Here is an 18,129-nt window from a genome sequence, read left to right on the forward strand (position 1 = left end):
TAAATCTATGAGAACTAAGTCTTTAAAGAAAAACAAAATCAACGTCATTACCCTTGGATGTTCAAAGAACACTTACGATAGTGAGGTTTTAATGGGACAATTAAAAGCCAGTGGCAAAGATGTGGTACATGAACAAGAAGGAAATATCGTGGTGATTAACACCTGCGGTTTTATTGACAATGCCAAAGCAGAATCAGTAAATACCATTTTAGAATATGCCGACAAAAAAGAAAAAGGTTTGGTGGATAAAGTTTTTGTTACCGGTTGCCTTTCTGAAAGATACCGTCCTGATTTAGAGAAAGAAATCCCAAATGTTGACCAATATTTTGGCACTACAGAACTACCTTTATTATTAAAAGCACTAGGTGCAGATTACAAACATGAATTACTTGGTGAACGTTTAACCACTACACCAAAAAATTATGCTTATCTAAAAATTGCTGAAGGTTGTGACAGGCCTTGTAGTTTCTGTGCCATTCCGATTATGCGTGGCAAACACGTTTCTCAATCTATTGAAAAATTAGTAAAAGAAGCCGAAGGTTTAGCCAAAAACGGCGTAAAAGAACTAATTCTTATCGCCCAAGATTTGACTTACTACGGATTGGATTTATACAAAAAAAGAAACTTAGCTGAGTTATTAGAAAACTTAGTCAAAGTAGAAGGTATTGAATGGATTCGTTTGCATTATGCTTTCCCAACCGGTTTCCCAATGGATGTTTTGGATTTGATGAAACGCGAACCAAAAATCTGTAATTATATCGATATTCCGTTGCAACACATTTCAGATAATATTTTGAAATCAATGCGAAGAGGAACAACCAAAGAAAAAACGACCAAATTGCTAAAAGATTTCCGCGAAGCCGTTCCGGGCATGACTATCAGAACGACTTTAATCGTTGGTTATCCAGGCGAAACGCAAGAAGATTTTGAAACCATGAGAGATTGGGTTCAGGAAATGAAATTTGAAAGATTGGGTTGTTTTGCTTATTCTCACGAAGAAAACACGCATGCTTATTCCTTAGAAGATGATGTCCCTGATGAAGTAAAACAAGCGCGTGCAATGGAAATAATGGATTTGCAATCGCAAATTTCTTGGGACTTAAACCAAGAAAAAATTGGGCAGACTTTCAAATGCATTATCGACCGAAAAGAAGGCCAGTATTTCATTGGAAGAACTGAATTTGACAGTCCGGATGTTGATAACGAAGTGTTGATTGACGCAGCGAATTTCTACGTAAAAACAGGTGAGTTTGTCAATGTTAAAATCATTGATGCTACTGAATTTGACCTTTACGGCGAACCGGTTTAGTAACTAAAACTTAGCGTCGCTATCCAAAAGTTTTTTCCGAAAAGCGCTGTGTTTTTTGAAGCGCCATTGTGAGTGTAATTCAATGAAATCGGCATGGTTATTCCTTTACCTAAGTCGAATTCTTTGGAAGCAGTTATCCCTAAATTGGTAAAAGAAACCTTGTCATAATCGGCATAAGTGTAATATTCCGCTTTGTTATTTAAAACAGCACCAACAACCGGTGAAATTTCAACATCTTGAAAGACAGTTGAAGTTCGATTTTCGAAGAAAATAAAAGTATAGCCCAATTCCAAATAAGTGGTGAAATTTTGTTTTGGCTTTTCACCATTGCTGTCATATCGAAAATCATTTCCGGCTACTAAAGTACTTATCGTTGCATTAAACGGGTATTGATAACCTTCTGAAAAATCAAAATACAACATCGCATCTACCGTTTTAGAACCATCGTTTCCATAGTTAAAGAAACCGTTATTCACACCTTCTACACGACTAACAGAAGGCCAATAATAATCCCAAAGTTGGAATTGTAAAAAATCATTTATTTGATAAATCACATAAAAATCAATTTCTTGATATCCTTTATAAGCTGAAATACCATCGGGATAAAAATAATCACTTTTGAAGTTAGTCGTTGCCCAAAAACCCAAAGTCAACTTTGGTGTAACGGCATATTCAACCGTAGGTTGTATGGCAACATAATCGCCGCCCCAACATTGGCCACGCCAAAGATATCGACTCACAATATCTAAATTTAAAGAAAGTTTCTTCTCTTCTTTAGTAATGCTGTCGGTAACTGTTAACTTTTCTTGCGAAAAAGAAGGAATAATAACTAAACTAAAAAACAATAACGCAACAATTACTTTATAACTCATTATTGTGCTCTTTTTCTAAATACTTGGTCAACAATTCAAACAGTCGCTCTCTGTCTAATGGTTTTGTGATGTAATCCGTAAATCCGGCTTCTTCAATTTTGGCTTTGTCTTCAGAAGAAGAATAAGCGGTTTGGGCTATGATAGGCAAGTTTGGTCGCATGGGTTGAATTTGCTCAATAGCTTCAAAACCATTCATAATCGGCATTTTTATATCCATTAAAACTAAATCTATATTGGCGTTGCCCAAACAAATCTCAACTGCTTCCCTACCGTTAATTGCCCTGATAATTTCATAATTCTTATGTTGCATCATCTTTTGGAACAATAAAAAATTAATATTATCATCTTCGGCAATCAAGATTAATTTGTTTTCTGTTTTTATGTTTTCATGGTTGTCAATTGATCTAACCATGATGTTTTCAACTTTGGCATATTGTAATGGGATGGAAAAGTAAAAAGTAGAGCCTTCGCCTACTTTTGATTCGAGCGTAATGGTTCCGCCAAGCAATTCAACATAAGCTTTCGATATTGCTAAACCAAGTCCTAAACCTCCAACTTTTATAGAAACATCGCTATCTACTCGCTTGAAACGATCAAAAATATTTTGGTGTTCTTGTTCGTCTATACCTAATCCGGTATCTCTAATAGTGAAATGAATTTGCTCATTCTTTTCATCTATTTCGTAACCAAAAGTAACCATACCGGTGTCGGTAAACTTAATAGCATTGGTCAACAAATTAATAATCACTTGCTTCAGTTTGATATCATCGGTAATGATGTTAAACTCGGCCGGCATTGAGCTTTTTATTAAAATAAATTCAATTGATTTTTTGGGAATAGTAACTTTAACCGTTTCATAGAGTTCGTTAACACAAGATTCCAAGTTAACTACCGTATAATTTGGCGAAATTTGATTGGAATCAATTTTTGACATTTCGATCAAATCATCGATGATAGAAACCAAATTTTTACCACTTTTTTCAATCACATTGAGATACTCCACTTTCTCCGTTTCGTTGATATCTGTATTCAAAATCAAATCGGTAAAGCCATTGATGGCATTCATTGGTGTTCTGATTTCGTGTGATAAATTTGCTAAAAAAGATGATTTCAATCGGTCACTTTCCTCAGCTTTAATTTTGGCCGAAATTAACTCTAATTTTTGGTTGTTATTTTCTTCAAATAAATTTCCGATGTCTCTAAACTCACCATTGGATTCTTTTAACAACTTAATCGCTTTTTTATTGCCGGTTTCAAGAACTCTTCTAACCAAATCTAAAGGATAATAAACCAATCTTCTGGTGTAAATCAAATTAATCAACAAACTAACAAAAAACGCAACTATAATAACATACAGCAAATTAATAGTGTTTTTAAAATAAACTTCGAAGCTCCTTTTGAACAAAAGTTGACCAAGGATTTTACCGTTAAAATCTTTTAAGACAAATGCTGATGAGATTACATTTTCTGCTTGCTTCGTTTTTTTGTCAGTTGCCAAAAACTGAACTTTAGCATTGGTTATGTGTTCAAGGTTCTCAATATATTCTTGATCCATTAGTCTTACCACAAAAAAGTAACCCGAAGTTTTGGTTTTATTTTTCAACGGATCATCAGACGGATGAATCGCTGCACCGGTAACCTCAACAATTCCTTCAGGAATTTTTAGATAAAACTTTTTAATGCCTTCTGAATTCAACAAATCCATGGCTTGCTTCGGGATGAAATCTAAAGTTTTGATTTTTGGTGTCGGCGTTCGGATAATGAAATTTTTTTGAGCATCATAAGCGCCTAAATACTCCGCATCATATATCTCTAATTCATTATCTATGGTTTCGTTGTACCATTTGTTGTCTTTGGTGGCTATAAAATTGACAAACTCATCCCAATTAGTGTCGTTATTTATGGCAACTAATATTGGTTTCGACTCTAAATCAAGAAGCTTATGCATTTCATTATCAAACTGTTTTACAGAATCTCTATAAACTTGCTTTTCTGCTTTTTTAGTATAATAGAAAAGTGCAAAATAAAGAATAATGAAAAAGATGCTAGAGGAAACTATCAACCAAAGAATTTTTGGGAAGGTTTTTTTAACGGTCATTGTCTTCTATTCTCTTTATATAATTTAGAAGCTAAATGTAGATTAAAAAAAAACAATAATTGTTTAGTTTGCTAAAAATATTCAATAAGTTATTAAAATTTAAGAGTAAAATTAAAGTACTATTAATCCAAATTCTCTTAGGGTTTTAATGGGTTTTGAAAACCAAAACAACTCAAAATCGTCAAACTGCAATTCGAAATCAGCTTTGAGTTGGGCAAAAGTAAGCGCTTTTTGATTGTCAATTTGAACTAAATCGATAGCTTTTAACAACCATTCCGCTTTCTCTTTCTCTAAATTGATCTCTAAAGTGTCTTTTTTATCGAAAAAAACCAACTTCATCATTTCCCACGAATTTCCTTTTTTCGATTTGGTGAAAATTTCAGTTTGAGGTCTCCCGCCAAACCAAATTACTTTAGCCGAAGGTTTTATGAGAAAATCATTTTGTTTTTCCAAGCAACTAATTATAAAATCTTGGTTTATGGTAGTTCTCGGAATTTTAAACTCAAACCAATCCTGCAATTCAAAATCGAATCCAATGCCGTGCATATAATTGAACAATGATTTCTTCAATCCGAAACTAAACTTATCGTGGTTGATACCGGTTTTGTCTTTGAATTGAATGTCATTATTAGCAAAAGTAATATCATTCTGCTGCGGAATTACACCAAATTCTTCAGGAAACATGCCAACCGGACTGTGCGCCGTCATAGCAAACTGGTGCCAAAAACCGGATTGTAAAACACCAACTTCAAACAATTGACGTACCATTTCTAAACTATCAACAGTTTCTTGAATAGTTTGCGTTGGATAGCCATACATCAAATAGGCATGGACCATAATACCATTTTCGGTGAAGTTTCTTGTTACTTGAGCCACTTGCTCAACCGTTACGCCTTTTTTAATCAACTCCAACAATCTGTCTGAAGCCACTTCCAATCCGCCGGAAACAGCAATACAACCAGAGGTTTTAAGTAAAAAACACAAATCACGAGAGAAACTTTTCTCAAAACGAATGTTAGTCCACCAAGTCACTATGAGCTTTCTCCGAATTATTTCTAAAGCCAGTTCACGCATTAAAGCCGGTGGCGCAGCTTCGTCTACAAAATGAAATCCGTTTTCGCCGGTTTGGGCAATCATTTCTTCCATCCTATCGACTAGAATTTTGGCCGCAATAGGTTCGTATAATTTAATATAATCTAATGAAATATCACAGAAAGTACATTTGCCCCAATAACAACCATGCGCCATCGTGAGTTTGTTCCATCGGCCATCGCTCCACAAACTGTGCATCGGATTGGCAATTTCTATAACAGAAATGTATTGGTCCAAAAGCAAATCGGAATAATCCGGAGTGCCAACCTCGCTTTGCTTGTAATCGGATTGAATAGCATTATTTTTATAAACGACTTGATTGTTCTCTAAGAGAAATGTTCTTTTAAAGACATTATAATTAGGATTTTCTACGTTGGAGTTTAACAGTTCCACCGGTAATTCACCATCGTCAAGTGTTATAAAATCGAAGAACTCGAAAACCCTTTCATCCTTTAAATCACGAAGTTCCGTATTGGGAAAACCGCCACCCATGGAGGCTTTTATAGTTGGAAACTGCTTTTTAATAAATTGCGCACAGCGAAAAGCACTGTATAAATTTCCGGGAAACGGAACTGAAATGCAGACTAACTTAGGTTGCACTTCTTTAACTCTTTCTTCGAGAATTTTGAGCGTAATTTTGTCGATATAGGTTGAGTCATTTTGCAAATGCGAATACAATTCATCAAACGAATTCGCGCTTCTGCCCAATCGTTCCGCATAGCGACTAAATCCAAAATTTTCATCAACACATTCGACTATAAAATCGGATAAATCTTCAAGATATAAAGTCGCTAAATGCTTGGCTTTGTCTTGCATGCCCATTGAACCGAACGCCCATTCCATATCATCTAATTGCTCAAATCTTGAGGCTTCGGGCAGAAAATTACCACTGCAGATTTGACGCGCTAAAGTTTGGTTTTTGCCTTGCAGAAAAGTGATAACGGAATCTATGGTTTGGATATAATCTTCTCTTAAACTGTAAATCCTTTGAAGGTTAGGTGTTGGATGTTGGATGTTGGATGAAGTAAAAATAGAAATCAATCCTTGTTTGGAAAACATCGCCAAAATCACTTCGATTCCCAAATCCATTTGAAAAGCCGAAATGTTTTTGGTCTTCAAAAAACCTTTTAAATATGCCGTTGCCGGATAAGGTGTGTTGAGTTGTGTAAATGGCGGCGTTATTAGAAGGAGGTCTTTCATGGTTTGAGTCAGAAGGCAAAATTACTTTATATTTTAATTGTTTTCACAAACATTTTTAAGACAGTATAAATTTCTTAATCAGTAAATTAATTCTTATGTTTTTTAGGATATTATTTTTACTTTTGTCGTTGATGAATCTCCAACTATGAATAAATTATTTGCCTTTTTATTTTTAACGATCAGCTCTTTTGGTTTTGCTCAAAACCAAAAGCAGTCTGCTGGTTTTATTGAAAACAAAGGCCAAATTGTTGACCAAAATGGAAAGCCTAATGAAGCGGTGAAATATCTTTTGAACTCCAAAGGACTTAATGTTCAATTGAGAAAAAATGGGTTTTCATATGATATTTATGAAACTAAAAAAATAGACTTACCTCTTAGCGACCAAAATTCTTGGCTTCTAAAAAAAAGTACTTCAGATTATGAATTAGTATACAGCTACCACAGAATTGATATTGATTTTGTGAATTCTAACCCCAAAGCAAAATTTGTTACAGAAGGGAAATCAACTGATTATGACAATTACTATAATGTGGTTTCAAAACCAGAAGGTGTTTCAAATGTATATAAATTTGAAAAAGTAACTTATGTTAATATTTATCCAAATATTGATGTTGTATTCTTTATTCCTGAAGACAAATCGAAACCTGTCGAATATAATTTCATTATAAATCCAAATGGTAAAATCGAGGATATAAAATTAGAATTCAAAGGGGCTAGAACAGCATTAGTTGATAATAAAATTAAAATGAAGGTTCGTTTCGGAACAATAGAGGAAACCATACCTATGAGTTGGATTGAGAATGAAAATGATAAAAAGGAGATTTATATTGGCTACAGAAAAATCAAAAACAATATCTATGGATTTGACGGTGATAAAAAAAATCTAACTGGAAAAAAGATAATCATTGACCCAACTCCAAATCGCCTTTGGGGTACCTACTTGGGCGGCGAAGGAGGTGATTCGGTTTATGACACGAAAATTGACTTAAACGGTTTTCTTTATGTTGGAGGGGTAACTTCAAGTTTTAACAACATAGCGACTACAATTAGCCATCAAAGTTATCTTTGGCCATGGAATAGCCCTAATATTGTGAATTCAGACTGTTTTGTGAACAAGTTTGATTCAAACGGAAACAGGATTTGGGGCACGTATTTAGGTGGAAATGTGCAAGACAATTTTGGAGGAATGGCCATCGACAAACTTAACAACCTAGTAGTTAGTGGAACTACCAATAGTAATCTCAACAGTTTCACAACAGCGGGAACACACCAACCTACATTAAATTATATTTATGCAGGAAACCCCAACAATTTTGATGCGTTTCTGTTGAAATTAAATCCAACAGGGCAAATAATTTGGGGCACGCATTATGGCGGTAATCTTAATGATACCTCGACAGCCGTAGCAGTTGATGAATTAAATAATATTGTAATATGTGGTATAACCTACAGTATGGCAGGTATTGCCACACCAGGCGCCCACAAAACAGTGTTTGACAATCAGTTTAACTCGCAATATGAAGGATATATAGCCAAATTTAATGCCAATGGACAAAGGATTTTCGGAACCTATTTTGGTGGAGATATGCAGGAGCAAATAGAAGATGTAAAAATTGATGCCAACAATAATATTTATCTTACGGGATTTGCTTACAGTATAAATGGTATAGCAACTCCTGGTGCTTTTCAACCTATTAGAAATACTACATGGGACGGATTCATAACAAAATTTTCGGCTCAAGGAACCCAAATCTGGGGAACCTATTTCGGTGGAAATAATGAAGATTATTTACACCGATTAGCACTAGGGAATAATGCGATTTATGTTGTCGGTAAAACGGCTAGTGATACAAACATAGCGTCTCCCGGATGCTTTTTACCAATTGGTCCCAATGTGAGCAATGCTGGTTATGACGGATTAATGGCAAAATTTGATTTCGACGGTCAACGCTTATGGTCAACCTATTTTTATGAAAAATTTGCGGATCTCGATCTTGATGCCAACGAAAATATTTATGCTATTGGCTATACACAAATCGACAATAATATTGCTACGGCAAATCCGTATGACGGCATCCGAGAAATTGGTGATGCGTTTATACAAAAATTTAATACTAACGGATTTAGGCTTTGGGGAACTTACTACGGTGGTTCATCTTTTGATGAAGCCTATTCAATTTCATTCGATAAGATCAACACTATTTTCTATATAGGTGGAGATACCTCAAGTAGTAATGCTATCGCAAGTCCAAATGCTTTCCAGCCGAATCCCATAGGAAATTACAGTGATGGATTTATAGCCAAATTCCAAGACTGTCTTTCAGCTCCTGTAGTAGATGCACTTCCTGATATATGTATTGGCCACAACATCAACCTTACGGCCAACGGCGGTACAAACTACTCTTGGAACGGACCTAATGGATTTGTTTCTACCCAACAAAATCCCATTATCACAAATGCAAATACAAGTCATAGCGGGCAATACTCCTGTACAATAACCGGAACGGGAGGTTGTGATGGTACTTTATCTATTAATGTTATTGTAGGTGATATCACTAAACCAATTCCGGACATAACAACACTTCCTACAATAACTGGTGATTGTACAACCATCGTTAATGTTATTCCAACCGCAACTGATAATTGTAGTGGAACAATTATTGGCACAACTTCTGATCCATTGAACTACGCAACGACCGGAACACATATTATCCATTGGGAATTCAATGATGGTCAAGGAAATATAGAAACCCAAAATCAAATAATAATACTAAATTCAACTAGTGCACCTTTAGTAAATCCTATTTACTATACATGTCTCGGCGATACAAAGAGTATAAGTGATATTCCAATAACCGGTCAAAACATCCAATGGTATGATGCGCCAACCGGCGGAAATTTATTGAGTTCCATTGAAATTTTACAAGTCGGTATTACTTATTATGCTACGCAAACTTTGAACAGTTGCGAAAGTTCACGAGTTCCTGTTATCATAAACAGTCAAAATACAGTAGCGCCTACCGGAAACAACCCTCAAGCATTGTGTGCTTCCCAAAATCCGACTTTAAATGACATTGCCGTAAACGGAACAGCTATAAATTGGTACAGTTCTAATACCAGCACAACTGCTTTACCCTCAAATACTTTACTCGTTGATGGAACTACTTATTATGCTACGCAAACGGTCAATGGATGTGAGAGTGTCGGAAGACTTCCAATAGCTGTCACACTAATATATTCTTTAAATGCTATAGATAGCGATGCCTTTATTTGTGACAACCAAAATAACGGCAGTGAAATAGTTGATTTATCTTTATTAAATTACAACATGGCCAGTTTGGCAGGAAATACTTTTACTTATTACTCTTCATTCAATGCTGCAGATAATCAAATTAGTGCCGAACAATTGCCAACCAACCATACAATTCCTTTGGGCCAAACCATAGTGTACGTCAGAATTGATAATATAAATGGATGTCATCAGGTCGTGGAACTGGAATTGACTTTAGTGAGTATCCCAATAATTACAATGCCAGATGAGTTTGCCTTTTGCGAAGGAAGTAATGTAACCATTACGGCACCTACCGGATTTGATCTTTATATTTGGTCTACTAATGTCAATGCTCCATCGATTACATTAAATCAAGCCGGAAATTACTGGCTAATGGTTGGAAACAGCTATGGAAATGCCACTTGTACTTCAACTACAAACTTTACCGTAGTTCAATCCAATGCACCGACAATTACGACAATTGAGACTATAGATTGGACAGATTCTGAAAACAGTATCACAGTTCATGTAACCGGTTCTGGCGATTACGAATATTCTATTGATGGGATTAATTACCAAAACAGTAACATTTTTAATGGATTACCAAATGGTGCTTACTTGGTAACTGTCAGAGATAAAAACGGATGCGGAATAGATAGAGAACAAGTTTTTTTACTAAATTACCCTAAGTTCTTCACGCCAAATAGTGATGGTAATAACGATAGTTGGAGTATTAAATTCTCCCAATTCGAACCAAATTTTGAAGTACAAATCTTTGACCGTTACGGAAAATTACTTCGAGTGATGAAAAACAATGAAGATTGGGATGGAAACTACAACGGAAGACAATTGCCTTCCGATGATTATTGGTTTACTGTAACTCGAAATGATGGCCGAATTCATAAAGGACATTTTGCCATGCTAAGATAGCGTGCTTATTTTTCCTCTTTTTTTCTTTCAGCTACCAATTCGTTTAGCTTTTTGCCATAAAGTGATTTTGCTACTTTAGGTGACATTGCCTTTTGAATGGTATCTAAATATTTCATGTTAATATCATAAATCTCTGCTAAAGTCACATAAGGCGCTACTTCGTAATTAGCGTTGTTTAAAGCAAAATTAGTAGTGTACAAGTATTTTCTTTTCATAATACCTTGCTGTTGTTCTTCCATTTTGTTTACTTCATCAAGTCTTCCTTCTTTATAGGCTTTGAATTTTTTTTCTAATAAATCCAAATCTTGATTTACATATCTTGTAACTACTTTTTTGTATTCATCGTACAATTCCTGATTTTTAGAACCAGTAATTTTGACATCGGCTGTGAAAAAATCGAGCGTAGTTTCTAAATTCATTTCACCTTGTTCAGCAAAAAAAGCAATGTTATTGTCTAACGAGTTGGTCACACCGCGATCTAAAAACAAGTACAACATCTCCGGAGATTGCAAATCAAATTCGCTGGTAAAATGAGAATCCCCGTCAATTTTAATGGTATCAATAGGTACTAAAATGGTGTCTTTTACCCTTTGAATGTATATGGTTCCGCTTTTTAAGCCTTTAATATTTCCATTAAGTACAAAATTTTTATCCGATTTTTTTTCCGTACAAGACACGATCATAAACGAACTAACAAAGCAAATTAAAAAAAGTACAGACCGTAAAGTGAAAAATGATTTTTGCATAATTGATATTAAGAGGAAAATGTCAGTTGGACATTCGGTTTATATTTTAGTAACAATCAGATATTTTAAACCTATTATAAATTTTGGCAATAATACTAAAAAAAATCCTCAATCTGATTAACAAATTGAGGATTTGATTTATAAAAAATGATTGAAATTATCCTTTCAACCAAGCTTTGTTTAATGGTTCTTTTGTTGTGTCGATAAGCCCGTAACCTTCAACTTCATCCATTGATAATTTTACTTTACCTTTAATGGTTTGCTCTTTACCATCTCGATTGATTTTAACGGTTATGGCATCATCTACATTCCAGTTTTGGCTTTCCATAATCATGTCATAAATGTTATCTAAATTGTAGGCAACATCATTAATAGACACAATAATATCGCCTCCTTTGATACCTAAACCTTTCATAAACTCATTAAGTTCATCACTCGGCAGCACTATAATTTCTTTGGTTTTTCCGTCAACCGTAATGTAAGGTGTTGATTGGTCCTTTAGAAACGGATTCATTGGAACACTCATTTTGGCTTTGCCTACACCAACTTTAGCAAAATAAACATCGTAAGGGATTGGTGTAGGACCAGCTACATAAGTATTTAAAAACTCACCCACTTCAGGATAAGTTAACGAAGTAATTTCTACAAAAAGCTCATCATCATTGAATGGCTTTTCAGCACCATATTTTTTGGATAATTTTTGCATCAAATCTAAAATACCTCTTTGTCCGTTGCTTTTTTCACGTATAATAATGTCAATACACATTCCGATTAAAGCGCCTTTTTCATATACATTCAAATATTGGTCTTTGTATGGCGGAACCAATACATTAGCACTCATCTCTGTAAATGGCATCGTATCATTTAAAGTCGAAGCATTGTTAATCTTACCCACTATTCTTTGATAAAATTCATCTGAATCGATTAATCCTTGATTGACTTGGAATAAATTTGCGAAATATTCGGTTACGCCTTCATACATCCATAAATGTTTTGACATTTTCGGATTGTTATAATCAAAATATTGAATCTCTTTAGAGTGAATGCTCAACGGTGTTACAATATGAAAAAACTCATGAGAAACTACGTCTTTAATTTGTTCTCCCAAAGCTGCAGCCGGCATCATTTCAGGAAAAACTACTGTAGTTGATGTATGATGTTCTAAGGCGCCAAAACCTTTGGCATCTGCTTTTTGCATATCGGATAAATACAACAGAACGGTGTATTTTTTGTTGTTATTGATTGGTCCCAAAAAAGCCTTTTGCGCACGCATGGTTTTTTCTAAATCGGCCATAAGTGATTTGGCTGTATGCGTGCCATTAGGTGAATAAACACTAAACAAAATCTCCATTCCGTCTACATTGAACGTAATGTAATCTGGTTTCGAATACATGATTGGATTATCAACCAATTCAAAGTATCTTTTGGCTACAAATTGATCTACGGTATCACTTTTGTTCAAATCAACCAATGAAGTAGAACCAAAAAGTGTCGCCGGATGTGTAATCGTTACATTGTATGGAATTTCTAATTTGTCATTAAAATAACCTATAAACGCATGATTATTCAACATAAAAACTTTGCCTTCATCAATATTGGTTCCGGCAGGTGAAAAAATCTCATCTTTTCCAAAACCTCTTCCTGTTTCTGTATCATAAGTATCATTTACCCAATAAGTAACTTTAGCTAAAGCTTTGGCATTACTGATTTTCCATGAATTTTCATCAGTTTTGGTTACTGTTAACTCATTCCCACTTTTATCCAAAGCTTTAAAATCAACAATTAATTTACCATAATTATCCGAAGAATAAGTTCCGGGAACAGTTTTTGGAATATGAAAAACAACCTCTTCAGTGGTAAATGTTGGCGGTGTAATTGCTACCATCACTTTATCGTCTTTTACAACATTTAAATCAATGGCTACTTTGACTTCTTGTTTAGCAACAGTAGTCGATTTTTTTTGGGCAACTGCATTAAATTGGAATAACGTTAAGGCTAAAGCAAGACTTAAAACTAATTTTTTCATGGTCAAAAATTTAAATTTTTTGGATAAGACACCAAATGTAAGTAATAGTTACACTCGATTTTAACATTTTTAGTATTGATTAACTAAAATGTACTCTTGGAAACGTAGAGATTGAGACGAAGTAATAAGTAAAAATAAAAAAACTCTTGTTGGGCAAGAGTTTACATTTTAGTCAAATTTATTTTTGATATAGTATTTACCTTCTAAATCGTCATCGAAATCGTCAATGATTGGCTTGGGTTTGGGTTTGCTTCCTACAGCTTTCTTTTTCCAAAGTTCAAAATTATCTTTCGATAAACGTTTGCGCATTAATTCGGTTACTTCGTTTTCTGTAAGTCCAAATTCTTCTTTTATTACTTCAAAAGGTTTTTTTTCCTCTTGAGCCATGCTGACAACTCTTTCTATTTGTTCGTTGTCAAAGTCTGCAAGCTTACTTTTTTTCATTTCTGTAAAAGCATTATTTAAAAATAGATTCCAATTGATAAATTTCCAATCAATATTAGTAAAAAAAATAATTAGTTTTCAATCTATGCAATAATTTTTTACGCTTTTGTATTGGGCGAGCGATGTTTTTGAAACGGAATCGATAGCAAATTCTTCAAATCATTATGCTCTTCGGGCCTCATGTGTGTATCAACCCCATAAACAATTTTTTCTCTGTCTAAGGTTTTGAAAGTTCCAAAAAGACGGTCCCAAACTGAAAATATATTCCCATAATTACTATCAGTATAAGGCAAAACGTAATGATGATGCACTTTATGCATATCCGGAGAAACTAAAAAATAACTCATGATTTTATCTAATTGCTTAGGTAAAGCAATATTGGCATGGGTAAATTGCGTGGCAACAACCGATAAGGTTTGGTACAAAAAAACCATCCACATCGGGCTACCAACAATCAAAACACCCATAGTCGTAAAAACAAACCGAATCACACTTTCACCCGGATGATGACGGTTACCAGAAGTCGTATCAATCCAAGTATCGGTATGATGGATTAAGTGAAATCGCCATAAAAACTTGGTTTTATGCTCTACATAATGCGCCAAATAAGCGCCAATCAAGTCCAAAAGCAATAAACCAACAATGGTAAAAAGCCAAATATTCATTTCGGGTAACCAATTCAAAAGACCAAATTTATTTGCAACAGTCCATTGCGCAGTGCTGACTAAAATCACCGCCAAACAAAAGTTAACAATAATCGTCGTCACCGTAAAAAAGATATTGATTCCGGCATGTTGGATTTTATTGTAACCAAATTTCACAAACGGAACAGCGCTTTCAATTAACCAAAACAAAGCAATGCCACCAGCCAAAATCAATGCTCTATGAGAAGACGGAATACTTTCGAAATAATGAATGATATCGTTCATCGAATAGTTTTTATCAAATATAATAAAATTGGGAATCACTTGATAATACGAAAAGTGAGATTGATTCTGGAACCAATTTCTTTAACGGTTTTCGGAATTTGGTGTTTCCAAAAATGTTGCGTTGTACCTTTCATAATAAGCAAACTGCCGTGTTCCAAATTAATTTTAAGTTTTTGCTCTTTGACAGTATTGTGTTGCAAATGAAAAGGTCGCACGGCACCAAAACTCACCGACGCGATGATAGGATTTCGACCTAATTCTTTTTCATTATCAGCATGCCAACCATTGCTGTCTTTGCCATCGCGATAATAATTGAGTAAAACCGTGGTGAAGTTTTCGTTGCAAACGGCTTCGATTTCATCTTTAACAAACATCAATAACGGATTCCACTGATGCGGCTGCATTACGATATTCGAATAACCATAAGGTTTGCCTTCATTACCAAAAAGCGCGGTCAATCTCGGTTGAGGATGGGTTTTTCCAAAAACCGTAATATGGTCTTGTTGCCAAGGAATATTGGTTTTTAATTGCTCAAAAAGTTCATTGGCCCGGACAACATCAAAGAAATTCGAATAGTATTCGATATCCGCATCGGGCAAATTAAAAGTGATTTTTTCTTTGGGGAAAAGCGTGTTCATGTCACAAAAATAAAGAGAAAAGAACAAATAATTTCATCCTTTTCTCTTTACTATTTATCAAACTATACTAAAATTATAAATCTTCTTTTTGTCTAAAAAATTGCGTTAGATTCTTGAGTCTACGTAAGACATAGTCAAAAAGGTTAATCCAATGCCCAAATCAGGAATATCAGCGGCAAATAAAGTGCTACCGCATCCGCCAAAAACAAACCAATAAGTACCAAAAAAATCTGCGAATAGTTTTCTAATAATTTTAGTTTTAAGAGTTAATTAATCTATTTACCAGCTAATTCACTACTAAAAACCCACGAGCATCAACTCATTTTTAAATACTTAATAACATTTAATTGTTTAATTAGTTGCTTTCTGTAGCAAGTCAGCCTTGAAAAAAACCTTGAAAGTTTTTACGCAAACTATTGTTATTTTTTTATCTTTAAATTAAAATAAGTTATGAAGAACTTTACAAAACTTGGATTTATTGGTTTATTGTTACTTGGCTTAGGCTGTAACGAATCAGACAACTCGAATGAAACCAATAGCTTGGCATGCTTGCCTGCAAACCTACAAACTGATGTAGTGGCAATGTATACCTTTGGTAATGGTTCCATCAACGATTCCTCGGGGAATAACTACGATTTAACCAATACCACTACCGCGACCGGCGGTATGGATCGCGACGGGAATCCCAACTGTGCGTTCAGCTTTGTCCGCGCCAACGGCGATATCCTAAAATACACCAACCCAACATTCCTTAATAACCTCCCCGAAACCGGAATGACTATTTCCTTTTGGTACAAATCAAATGATCAGAACTACGGGTATTTTATCAGAAGGGACAACGTTAGTCATTGTGACTTCTCTCCCGGGATTTGGAGCTTTTGGCATGTAAACGCAGTCTTAGGATTTGGTTCTTCCAATGGGCATGCAGCATCGGGCCCAGTTCAAACAGCCAACTGGCAACATATTGTAGCAACATCTATTGACGGCGCCGTTACGTTTTATGTAGATGGTGTTGCTCAAACTCCTTCGATGGCAAATCCATGTACTGACACAAACATTGGGGATTTATTTATTGGCGATCAATACGATGGGCTAATAGACGACATCATCATCTATGACCGTGTCTTAACTCCTGCTGAAGTCAACCAATTAAAGACTCTGCCGGCTTGTTGTAATTAAGCATAAAAAAACCCGACAAAATTGTCGGGTTTTTTATTATTTTTTAATTCGGTTTTCCAAAATCTTTTTAAAAGAACGACCGCGAATTTCTTCTATAGTCAAACCAGTTGCTAACACTTCTTCTTCAGTAATGGCACCACTATTCAAAGCTCTAAGAAAGTAATTCAGCAAACCTTGTCCGGTTGCTGCATCGTCAAATACATCACCTATTAAGGTCGCACGCGCCGCTTTTTCCACAAAAGTTTTCAAACGATCTACTGCATCGTCATAACTTTCCAAGAAGAAAGCATAAACAGCAGCATAACGCATTGGAAATTGTGCCGGATTCAAATCCCAACCTTGGTAATAGCCATTCCACAAAGAGTGACGAATATGGTCATAGCCTTTTTTCCAAGCCCTGTGAACCACTTGACGATTTTCTTCTTCTTGCTCGGCAGTCAAATCACCTCTGTGTGGTCCGATTGGCATAGTATTCGTTGCGCCGTCGCTTAACCAAATTCCGGTGTGCGCCAAAGCTACTTTGGTCATGTGGTGTGCAAAATCACAAACCGGATGATCCATTTCTTGGTATTTGGCTGTGATACTGCAACTGGCGGTATAATCATAGGTTCCAAAATGCATTGCTATACAACGACCTTGAGCGGCTTTAATGAATCTGTATAATGGATTTGTACCGTTAATATCCATAATGGCTTGTGTGGTTTCGACCATCATTTCCATTTTCAAAATGCCTTTGGTTAGTCCTAATTCTTCTTCTAAAATCGTGAAGAAATTAGCTAAAGTTTCAGGTTGTTCTGGAATCGTAACTTTGGGTAACATGACCACAAAATTCTCCGGTAATTTTCCACCGGTTGCTGCCACTAAAGTAGAAACGAAAATATCCAACGTTCGTAAACCACGTTCTTTCATTTCTTCAGTAAAAGGTTTGATACGAATTCCGATAAATGGCGAAAGCGTTTTGTCTTGCATTCCTTTGGCGACTTCTTTGGCTGCGGTTACCGCCGTTGCATCTTCTTCTTCATTGCTGCGATTGCCGTAACCATCTTCAAAATCGATGCGAAAATCTTCTATGGCTTCTGATTTTAATTTGGCCACGACCTTATCATAAATGCGTTTGCTAAAATCACTACCACCGGTTAAACCAAAAGCCTTTCCAAAAACTTCATGATTGGGTGCGTAAGTCTCCAGGATTTCCAAAGCACGATGTCCTAAAGCAATTGGCGCATCAGATTTGAATAAATTAGCTCCGCCATACAGAGTATGTACAGGTTGACGTTCGCTTCGATCGCCAGGATATATTTCGTTAAAAGTGTTGTTCGCTTGGGATAAACTTTGGAACAATTGTTCTTTTTTATTGGAAGGAATTGTCATTTGAATTACGAATTATTAATTACG

At 35.3% G+C, this 18,129-nt stretch carries 12 protein-coding genes and 1 pseudogene; 3 read left to right on the forward strand and 10 right to left on the reverse strand.

The annotated features are described in order from the left end of the window. Positions 1 to 7: 7 nt before the first annotated feature. The gene (gene rimO, locus ACK4R1_RS09995) at positions 8 to 1,309 is read left to right on the forward strand and encodes a 30S ribosomal protein S12 methylthiotransferase RimO (RefSeq protein ID WP_409686411.1); all 1,302 of its coding nucleotides are present in this window, start codon (positions 8 to 10) and stop codon (positions 1,307 to 1,309) included. Here rimO and ACK4R1_RS10000 read toward each other — a convergent pair. From ACK4R1_RS10000 to ACK4R1_RS10010, 3 genes are all read right to left on the reverse strand, one after another. After that, positions 1,306 to 2,181, reverse strand: coding sequence for a hypothetical protein (locus tag ACK4R1_RS10000; protein WP_409686413.1), 876 nt, complete (start codon positions 2,179 to 2,181; stop codon positions 1,306 to 1,308). The two genes, rimO and ACK4R1_RS10000, sit on opposite strands and share 4 nt — an antisense overlap. Beyond that, positions 2,171 to 4,129, reverse strand: a complete 1,959-nt coding sequence (locus ACK4R1_RS10005) for an ATP-binding protein (protein WP_409686415.1) — start codon at positions 4,127 to 4,129, stop codon at positions 2,171 to 2,173. The genes ACK4R1_RS10000 and ACK4R1_RS10005 overlap by 11 nt, the downstream gene beginning before the upstream one ends. 261 nt (positions 4,130 to 4,390) lie before the next feature. After that, a complete protein-coding gene (locus ACK4R1_RS10010) occupies positions 4,391 to 6,571 on the reverse strand; it encodes a B12-binding domain-containing radical SAM protein (RefSeq protein ID WP_409686417.1) in 2,181 nt (726 codons plus the stop codon). A gap of 145 nt (positions 6,572 to 6,716) precedes the next feature. On the opposite strand from ACK4R1_RS10010, the gene ACK4R1_RS10015 reads away from it, so the two are divergent. Then, positions 6,717 to 10,772, forward strand: coding sequence for a T9SS type B sorting domain-containing protein (locus tag ACK4R1_RS10015; RefSeq protein WP_409686419.1), 4,056 nt, complete (start codon positions 6,717 to 6,719; stop codon positions 10,770 to 10,772). Positions 10,773 to 10,777: 5 nt separating this feature from the next. Here the strand turns inward: ACK4R1_RS10015 and ACK4R1_RS10020 are convergent, their stop codons facing one another. The 6 genes and pseudogenes from ACK4R1_RS10020 to ACK4R1_RS10045 all read right to left on the reverse strand — a co-directional run. Next, a complete protein-coding gene (locus ACK4R1_RS10020) occupies positions 10,778 to 11,455 on the reverse strand; it encodes a DUF4369 domain-containing protein (RefSeq protein ID WP_409686618.1) in 678 nt (225 codons plus the stop codon). Between the two features lie 220 nt (positions 11,456 to 11,675). Beyond that, positions 11,676 to 13,544, reverse strand: coding sequence for a peptidase M61 (locus tag ACK4R1_RS10025; RefSeq protein WP_409686421.1), 1,869 nt, complete (start codon positions 13,542 to 13,544; stop codon positions 11,676 to 11,678). Positions 13,545 to 13,712: 168 nt separating this feature from the next. Then, complete coding sequence (locus ACK4R1_RS10030) at positions 13,713 to 13,988, reverse strand: TIGR03643 family protein (RefSeq protein ID WP_409686423.1); 276 nt, start codon at positions 13,986 to 13,988, stop codon at positions 13,713 to 13,715. A 98-nt stretch (positions 13,989 to 14,086) separates the two neighbouring features. Beyond that, complete coding sequence (locus tag ACK4R1_RS10035; RefSeq protein WP_409686424.1) at positions 14,087 to 14,917, reverse strand: sterol desaturase family protein; 831 nt, start codon at positions 14,915 to 14,917, stop codon at positions 14,087 to 14,089. A 35-nt stretch (positions 14,918 to 14,952) separates the two neighbouring features. Then, positions 14,953 to 15,555 carry an alpha-ketoglutarate-dependent dioxygenase AlkB family protein gene (locus ACK4R1_RS10040; protein ID WP_409686426.1) on the reverse strand — a complete coding sequence of 201 codons (603 nt, stop codon included), beginning with the start codon at positions 15,553 to 15,555 and terminating at the stop codon, positions 14,953 to 14,955. Between the two features lie 108 nt (positions 15,556 to 15,663). Beyond that, positions 15,664 to 15,804, reverse strand: a pseudogene (locus ACK4R1_RS10045) (aquaporin); the annotation flags it as partial. Positions 15,805 to 16,005: 201 nt separating this feature from the next. Here ACK4R1_RS10045 and ACK4R1_RS10050 point away from each other — a divergent pair. Then, complete coding sequence (locus ACK4R1_RS10050) at positions 16,006 to 16,734, forward strand: LamG domain-containing protein (RefSeq protein ID WP_409686428.1); 729 nt, start codon at positions 16,006 to 16,008, stop codon at positions 16,732 to 16,734. 36 nt (positions 16,735 to 16,770) lie between these two features. On the opposite strand, the gene ACK4R1_RS10055 is transcribed toward ACK4R1_RS10050, so the two are convergent. Continuing rightward, complete coding sequence (locus tag ACK4R1_RS10055; RefSeq protein WP_409686430.1) at positions 16,771 to 18,105, reverse strand: DUF6986 family protein; 1,335 nt, start codon at positions 18,103 to 18,105, stop codon at positions 16,771 to 16,773. Between the last annotated feature and the right edge of the window lie 24 nt (positions 18,106 to 18,129).

This window comes from Flavobacterium sp. (genome assembly GCF_046293665.1).
In the GTDB taxonomy this organism is placed as follows: domain Bacteria; phylum Bacteroidota; class Bacteroidia; order Flavobacteriales; family Flavobacteriaceae; genus Flavobacterium.

What these genes read in the sequence shown, in the direction of transcription:
- rimO (WP_409686411.1), top strand. Translation starts at nt 8, where the DNA reads ATGAGAACTAAGTCTTTAAAGAAAAACAAAATCAACGTCATTACCCTT.
- ACK4R1_RS10000 (WP_409686413.1), bottom strand. Translation starts at nt 2,181, where the DNA reads ATGAGTTATAAAGTAATTGTTGCGTTATTGTTTTTTAGTTTAGTTATT.
- ACK4R1_RS10040 (WP_409686426.1), bottom strand. Translation starts at nt 15,555, where the DNA reads ATGAACACGCTTTTCCCCAAAGAAAAAATCACTTTTAATTTGCCCGAT.
- ACK4R1_RS10030 (WP_409686423.1), bottom strand. Translation starts at nt 13,988, where the DNA reads ATGAAAAAAAGTAAGCTTGCAGACTTTGACAACGAACAAATAGAAAGA.
- ACK4R1_RS10050 (WP_409686428.1), top strand. Translation starts at nt 16,006, where the DNA reads ATGAAGAACTTTACAAAACTTGGATTTATTGGTTTATTGTTACTTGGC.
- ACK4R1_RS10005 (WP_409686415.1), bottom strand. Translation starts at nt 4,129, where the DNA reads ATGCATAAGCTTCTTGATTTAGAGTCGAAACCAATATTAGTTGCCATA.
- ACK4R1_RS10055 (WP_409686430.1), bottom strand. Translation starts at nt 18,105, where the DNA reads ATGACAATTCCTTCCAATAAAAAAGAACAATTGTTCCAAAGTTTATCC.
- ACK4R1_RS10020 (WP_409686618.1), bottom strand. Translation starts at nt 11,455, where the DNA reads ATGATCGTGTCTTGTACGGAAAAAAAATCGGATAAAAATTTTGTACTT.
- ACK4R1_RS10035 (WP_409686424.1), bottom strand. Translation starts at nt 14,917, where the DNA reads ATGAACGATATCATTCATTATTTCGAAAGTATTCCGTCTTCTCATAGA.
- ACK4R1_RS10010 (WP_409686417.1), bottom strand. Translation starts at nt 6,571, where the DNA reads ATGAAAGACCTCCTTCTAATAACGCCGCCATTTACACAACTCAACACA.
- ACK4R1_RS10015 (WP_409686419.1), top strand. Translation starts at nt 6,717, where the DNA reads ATGAATAAATTATTTGCCTTTTTATTTTTAACGATCAGCTCTTTTGGT.
- ACK4R1_RS10025 (WP_409686421.1), bottom strand. Translation starts at nt 13,544, where the DNA reads ATGAAAAAATTAGTTTTAAGTCTTGCTTTAGCCTTAACGTTATTCCAA.